This window comes from Caballeronia sp. M23-90 (genome assembly GCF_053574605.1).
This window is the reverse complement of sequence record NZ_JBSIPA010000563.1, coordinates 1-3,900: the sequence shown is the minus strand read 5'-3', so window position 1 is coordinate 3,900 and position 3,900 is coordinate 1. Positions and strand designations below refer to the sequence as shown.

At 62.2% G+C, this 3,900-nt stretch carries 3 protein-coding genes and 1 pseudogene; 1 reads left to right on the top strand and 3 read right to left on the bottom strand.

Features of this window, described 5'->3' with window-relative positions; translation table 11 throughout:
- Nucleotides 1–970, top strand: a 970-nt coding sequence (locus ACRXB1_RS32510) for a helix-turn-helix transcriptional regulator (protein WP_449494370.1), incomplete at its 5' end; no start/stop codon positions are given.
- A 1-nt stretch (nt 971) separates the two neighbouring features.
- Here ACRXB1_RS32510 and ACRXB1_RS32505 read toward each other — a convergent pair.
- From ACRXB1_RS32505 to ACRXB1_RS32495, 3 genes and pseudogenes are all read right to left on the bottom strand, one after another.
- A complete protein-coding gene (locus tag ACRXB1_RS32505; RefSeq protein ID WP_449494369.1) occupies nt 972–2,240 on the bottom strand; it encodes an MFS transporter in 1,269 nt (422 codons plus the stop codon).
- 85 nt (nt 2,241–2,325) lie between these two features.
- Nucleotides 2,326–3,420, bottom strand: coding sequence for an adenosine deaminase family protein (locus ACRXB1_RS32500; RefSeq protein WP_449494368.1), 1,095 nt, complete (start codon nt 3,418–3,420; stop codon nt 2,326–2,328).
- A 29-nt stretch (nt 3,421–3,449) separates the two neighbouring features.
- A pseudogene (locus tag ACRXB1_RS32495) lies at nt 3,450–3,782 on the bottom strand (NCS2 family permease); the annotation flags it as partial.
- Between the last annotated feature and the right edge of the window lie 118 nt (nt 3,783–3,900).

The window sequence follows — 3,900 nt, the reverse complement described above, 5'->3', positions numbered from 1 at the left end:
TACCGAGCGTTCAAGCGTGAGCGCGTCCGTGCGGGAATCAGTGAAGACGATGCCGCCGGTCAAGGCGCAGCTCGCCGACGGTTTTCACGGCCAGATCGACAAATACGTGGCCGGCGACATCGTCTTCACTGATTCCCGCACGGACGCGCTCACGCTTGAACGCTCGGTCGCGCGAGTCTCCGCCGATACCCGCCGTGACTACGTTTTCCATCTGTTCGCGGAAGGCGGCGTGGGCAATGTTTCGGGGACGCCGACCAAGCGCAGCGCCAGGAATTCGACGGGCGGTCTCATCGCGTTCGATCTGGACCAGCCGTTTCGCGTAGAGCGTCCCGCTTGCCACGTGCTGACCCTGTTCGCGCCGAAGGCAGTGGTCGATGCCGCGTTCCCCGGCGCGGATTCAATCCACGGGCGCATCGTGGAGCAAAGCTCGCCGCTGACGCAGCTCGTCTTCGATCACGCCGCGGCGCTCAGCCGTCACTTGCCGCGCATGAACGTCGCGCAGGCGAAAGGCGAACTGGACGCCGCCATACAACTGTTGATCGCCGCGTTCCGCAAGCAGGCGCGTCTGACCGGCGAAGCGCGTGCGGCAGTTCAGGTAGCGGTTCTGGGCCAGGTGCGCCGGTATATCGAGGCGAATCTGCATCATCCGGAGCTGTCGCCCTCGGGCGTGGTCGATGCGCTGCAACTGAAGCGCGCCACGATCTATCGATGGTTCGAGCATGAAGGCGGCCTCGGCGCATATATCCGCAACCGGCGGCTGCGGGAAGCGGCCGGCGAGCTGGTGCGCTTTCCGAACATCCAGGTCATCGATATTGCCTATGGGCTCGGGTTCAAGAGCGCGTCGGATTTCACGCGTGCGTTTCGCCGCGCTTACGGCATGAGTCCGCAGGACGCGCGTGCCGCCGCCTTCGAGTTGCAGCGCATGGGCAAACCCGGCGTGCTGTCGCCGTTCGGGCCGGGCGGCAAGTAAGTCAGGCGGCTGCGGGAAACCGCTGAAGCGCGAAGAGCGTGATGCAGATCGCGCCGATGAGATACCACGCGGGCATCATCGGATTGCCGGTTACGGCGATCAGCCAGGTCACGATCAGCGGCGAGAATCCGCCGAAGATGGTCACGCCAAAGCTGTACATGATCGACAACGCCGCAGCGCGATGCAGCGGCGCAAACGCTTCCATCATCAAGACCGTGCTTGCACCGGCGTTGTTCAGCGCCAGCGCGACATACGCAAGAATGATTGCGGTCACGGCGACATTACTGACGCCGGCCCTGAGCGCCAGGAACGCGGGATACGTCAGCGCCAGGCAGATCACGAGCATCAGGTACTGGAGCGGCTTCCGGCTCGCCTGCCGGTCGGCGATGCGCGCAACCAGCGGGTTGACAATCATGATCACGAGCCCGGAAAGACTCGCGATCAGAAGGCTTATGGCCGGCGGCCGATGCAGCGTGCGCACCAGATAGCTCGGCATATAAAACACGGTGATATAAATCCCGACCGAAGGCGCGGCCATCATCAGCGTGCCGTAGCCGAGCGTGGGCGCATGCTGCCTGAAGAGCGTGCTGAAACGCGGCCGCTCGGGCGCGTTGACTGGGACGGACGGCATGCGTCGGCGCAAATACCATCCAACCGGTCCAATAAATCCGCCCAGCACGAAGGGAATCCGCCAGCCCCAGTCGTGCATCGCTTTAGATGAAAGCAGGGCGGTCAGGGTCGCGCCGACGAGCGCAGCCGCAAACGCCGCGGCGCCCTGACTCGCCCCGCGCCAGCTTGTCAGGTAACAGCGGCGGTTGAACGGCACCGATTCCATCAGCACCGCCGACGCCGGGCCGATCTCTCCGCCCGCCGCGAACCCTTGCATCAGCCGCGCGAGGACCATCAGCCACGCTGCCGTCACGCCGATGGACGCCGCCGTCGGCAAGAACGCGATCATCCACGTGCCGAGCGTCATCAGCGCGATGGACCACGTCATGGCAGTTTTGCGGCCACGCGTGCTCGCCAGATGACCGATGAACATTGCCCCGAGCGGACGCATGAAAAAACCCGCGCCGAACGTTCCCAGCGAAAGCAGGAACGAGGAGAGCGGGTTATCCGACGGAAAGAACAGCCGGCCGATGATCAGCGCCGAAAAGCTGTACACGGTGAAGTCATAGGCAACGAACGCGTTGCCTATGATCGTCGCGACGACTATTCCCCCGGGCTTCGTGCCGGGAGATTGCATCGATTGATTGCCTGCTGATTGCATGCGCGGTGACTTCTGTGTCGGATTTCAACGCGCGATGATAAGCGCGTTTTCGTGACACCACCGGTGCGATCAAAAATTGAACCGCTCAAGGTAATTGCTCGACCAGGCTGTCGAATTCCGGGAGCCATTGCGCCCGCCAGGTTGCGCGCGTGGTTTGATCGACCCATGCGCCGTCGATGCCGTTGATCATGAAACCGCGCAGATCATCCGTGCTAAAGCCAAAGTGACTGAACATCAGTTCCCATGCCTCACTGGGATTGACCTTGTGCAGCGTGGGATCGTCGGTGTTCGGATGGATCCGCAGACCCATCTCGGGCATCCGGCGGATCGGATGAAGCTCGGCCCATTTCTCCGGCGGCAATGTGCGCAAGTAGTACGAGTTGGTCGGCACCACCGTGAACACGATGCCGGACGCGGCGTACTTCGCGGCGAGCGCGGGGTTGTCGACGATCGTATAGCCGTGATCCAGACGGTCGACCTTCAATAATTCAACTGCCGTTTCCACGTTGCGCCACGGCATGCCGAATTCGCCCGCGTGCGCGGTCGTCTTGAAACCCGCCTCGCGTGCGTTGCGGTACGCCTTCCAGAACAGTTCGGGAGGCCGGTCGTTCTCACGATAATCGATGCCGATCCCCGCGACTTCCTCGGCGCGATGCGCTTTCATCCATTCGACCAGCGCGACCGCTTCATCCGGATCGGCTTCCCGGTCGATGCTCGGAATCAATCGCGCCGACATTCCGAAGTCGCGTGCCGCGTCGCGGATCGCTTGCACGATGCCGGCTTGCGCATCGCCGTATTCGATTTTCGACACACGCACCGTCCCCGTCGGATTCCAGAAAAACTCGGCGTGACGGACATTATGCGCAGCAGCATCCTCGAGATACTCATACGTGATCCGATGCAGGTCGTCGGGGCCGGTGAGAAGGTGTTCATCGAGGGTGCGCAGCACGCGCAGCACGCCGACAGGCTTTTCGCCACGCGTATAAAACGCATCGATCTCGGCGCGTTCAATGGGCGCGTTACTCTTTTCCGCCAGCGCGATAAACGTCTCGTGGCGCACGGCGCCCAGCAAATGGCAATGCAGCTCGGCCTTTGGAATCGCCTTGAAGAATGCCTTGTGCGCAGCCGTGATGTCTGTTCCCGTGCGCGAAGCGGGCACGTTGCCGTATGTCTCTTTCATGGTTGTCGGTACTTGCGGTAGTGCAGAAATTAATGGTGCTTGACCACGGTCCAGAAGTAATACCCCAGCGGAATTGCCAGCACGACGAGGCCCCACGGCACTTCCTTGAAGCGTCCGGCGAGCAGCTTCACGATCACGAAACACAGCAGGCCGCCTGCAATGCCCGTGCCGAAACTGTTGGACATGAGCGTGAGCAAGACCATCGAAAGGACCGGGAAGGCGTCCGTGAAATCATCGAAATGCGCGTGGCGGATCGTGCTGAACATGGACAGGCCGATCAGGATCAGCGCGGGCGCCGTGGCTTCTTTCGGGATTGCGAGCGCGACCGGCACGAACAGCAGCATGAGAGCGAACATGGCGGCCTGCTGTGTTTCGTGATCGTGAAGCTGCTCGCCGGACGCTTCAAGGAAGTGCCGTGGGGCCTCGTCGTGCTGGCAATTCCGCTGGGGTATTACTTCTGGACCGTGGTCAAGCACCATT